The sequence below is a fragment of the Muriicola sp. genome (genome assembly GCF_041567615.1).
GTDB lineage: Bacteria > Bacteroidota > Bacteroidia > Flavobacteriales > Flavobacteriaceae > Muriicola.
Genome location: NZ_JBFGBM010000248.1, coordinates 1 through 2872, shown reverse-complemented (window position 1 = coordinate 2872; position 2872 = coordinate 1). Strand labels below are relative to the sequence as shown.

The window sequence follows — 2872 nt, the reverse complement described above, 5'->3', positions numbered from 1 at the left end:
TCAGTCGACACATCAAGGAATATGTACTTCAATTCGAACGGGAGGTACAGCAGCTGGAGGAAGTGTCGGAGTGTTTTCACGTCAGCGGGGATTACGATTACATCCTCAAGATCCACGTGTCAAACATGGCAGCCTACAGGGATTTTATGGTCAATAAACTCACCGCTCTGAACAATATCGGCAGTACTCAGAGCTCCTTTGTGATCAGTGAGGTGAAGGCGTCGACGGCCATCTCCCTAGGATAAATCCCCATGAGGCCAAAACCAAAAACATTCGTATTTTTGACACCCGGGAAAAAGAAAATTCCCTCACTTGAATTAACTTCTAATTTATCCCTATGTCTCAATTTGATGTGGCCGTGATCGGCTCCGGACCCGGAGGGTATGTGGCGGCTATCCGCTGCGCTCAGCTGGGTATGAAAACTGCAATCGTGGAGAAATACGCAACCCTTGGAGGAACCTGCCTCAATGTGGGTTGTATCCCCTCAAAAGCTTTGCTGGATTCGAGCCATCACTACGAGGAAGCTGTGAAGCATTTTGAAGAGCACGGGATCGAGATTCCGGGAGAGGTTAAAGTGAATCTGGAGAAGATGATCGGCCGCAAGCAGGCGGTTGTGGACCAGACGACCAAAGGAATACAGTTCCTGATGGACAAGAACAAGATCGAGGTCTTCCGGGGGCTGGGTAGCTTTAAGGATGCCACTCATATTGATATCAAGCCTGAAAAAGGTAAATCGACCACCATTGAGGCAAAGAACATCATCATTGCCACGGGATCCAAACCTGCTTCCCTTCCCTTTATCACCCTTGATAAAGAACGCATCATCACCTCTACCGAAGCTCTTGAATTGAAAGAGATCCCCAAGCATATGATCATCATAGGGGGCGGGGTGATAGGTCTGGAACTGGGGCAGGTTTACAGCCGCCTGGGAGCAGATGTTAGTGTGGTGGAATTCATGGACCGCATCATTCCCGGTATGGATGGAGCTCTGTCCAAGGAGCTCATGCGAGTCCTGAAAAAACAAAAGGTAAAATTCTATCTCTCACATAAGGTTAAATCGGTCAAGAGAAAAGGCAAGAATGTAACGGTAGTAGCGGATGATCCCAAGGGAGGAGAGCTTTCCCTAGAAGGGGATTACTGCCTGGTTTCTGTGGGGCGGAGGCCTTACACGGATGGACTGAACGCAGAAGCGGCCGGAATAAAGGTAGATGACAAGGGCAGGATCGAAGTCAATGACCATTTGCAGACCCATGCCCCGAATATCTACGCCATCGGTGATGTGGTGAGGGGTGCCATGCTCGCCCACAAGGCGGAGGAAGAAGGCACTATGGTTGCTGAGATCCTGGCGGGTCAAAAACCCCATATCGACTACAATCTGATCCCGAATGTGGTGTATACCTGGCCTGAAGTAGCTTCCGTGGGTAAAACGGAGGAGCAGCTTAAAGAAAGCGGTGTTGCCTATAAGACGGGTCAGTTCCCTATGCGGGCCCTGGGAAGAGCCAGAGCTAGTATGGACATAGACGGTTTTGTTAAGATCCTGGCAGATAAGAATACGGATGAGGTTCTCGGGGTGCATATGATCGGGGCCCGCTGCGCCGACCTGATCACAGAAGCCGTTACCGCAATGGAATTTCGCGCTTCAGCCGAGGACATCTCACGTATGAGTCATGCTCATCCCACCTACGCAGAGGCGGTGAAAGAAGCGGCCCTCGCAGCGACAGCTGACCGAGCATTACATGTCTAGATAATATTAACCTTTACTTACGTTAATAAGCCTTAATATCTTGTCTTGCAGTATGATAAGATATTGAGAAAAGGAATAGTATCCCTTCAGCAGAACGCCTTTTACGGATTGCCTTACAACAGCCAGCTGTCCTTTTATAAAGACTTCGTGTTTGTCGTACTGAAGAGCGGCAAAGGAGCATGTGACCATAAATAGGACAGCTCCGGGAATGACCACATCAGGAGCCAGGCTATGGTCGAAGAATCGGTACAATCCGAGTCCGGTAAAACTTCCATAGAGGATGATAAAATGGATCACGTAGATGGACAGGGTGTTCTGGCCCAATTTCAAAAGGGTGTTGTTGACCAGCCATTGTCTGAGCAGCATAAAGACGGCAAAGACGATCATCACATTCCCCAATCTTATAAAGAGATAGTTGTTTGATACTACATCCGCAAAGAGTGAAATCCCGCTCCACTGATGGAGGAAGGTAAAGAAAGGGGAGGAATAATATACCAGAGAGACACCGGCAATCAGGGAGAGCCAGATGGCATTGGGATAAAGATTCATGTGCGTTTGATACCTCCTGAACACGACAGCAAGAAAGGCCCCGAAGGCCGTATATCCCACCCAGGGAATAATCGTAAAGACCGAGCCGTTGTTCCTGGTAAAATAATTGGCCAGGGCCTCCGGTAAGGCCGCAAAGGTCCAGTTGGAATACACCGGTTCAAAGAGAAACAACAAAAGGGTAATTGACAAAAGGGAAAGAGGAAGCATCCATTTTCTCAATTGGGAAGTCAGCAGGTATACCCCGATGATGACCATGATGGAGATCCCTATGCAATGCAGCACATCCACCAGAAAGAATGCATTGTACAATTTACCCTGTAGCAGACCCCCGAGGTTCAGCCTCAACAGATATCCGATCAGCAGCAGCTGCAGTCCCCTGCGGAGACCTTTCCTGATTCTCGGGTTGGAGAATCCTGTCTGGGGTACGCGAATGAGCAGATAGGTAAAGATAAACCCGGACACCGTAAAGAATACGGGGGCTGTGATCCCCCGGAAGTACCTCCAAACAGAATAGATGCCATTGCCCGGATCCCTGTACACAGGATCCAGCAACCCGTCCACAAAGTGACCCTGAAGCAT

The 2872-nt window shown here is 49.2% G+C and carries 3 protein-coding genes; 2 read left to right on the top strand and 1 reads right to left on the bottom strand.

Going from position 1 to position 2872, the window contains the following annotated elements; genetic code table 11:
- Positions 1–245: Lrp/AsnC ligand binding domain-containing protein (locus ABYP73_RS12620; protein ID WP_372974569.1), on the top strand; the 245-nt coding region annotated here is incomplete at its 5' end.
- Positions 246–337: 92 nt separating this feature from the next.
- On the top strand, positions 338–1744 hold the full coding sequence (gene lpdA, locus ABYP73_RS12615) for a dihydrolipoyl dehydrogenase (RefSeq protein WP_372974568.1): 1407 nt from the start codon (positions 338–340) through the stop codon (positions 1742–1744).
- A gap of 6 nt (positions 1745–1750) precedes the next feature.
- Here the strand turns inward: lpdA and ABYP73_RS12610 are convergent.
- On the bottom strand, positions 1751–2872 hold a 1122-nt coding region (locus ABYP73_RS12610; protein WP_372974567.1), incomplete at its 5' end, for a heparan-alpha-glucosaminide N-acetyltransferase domain-containing protein.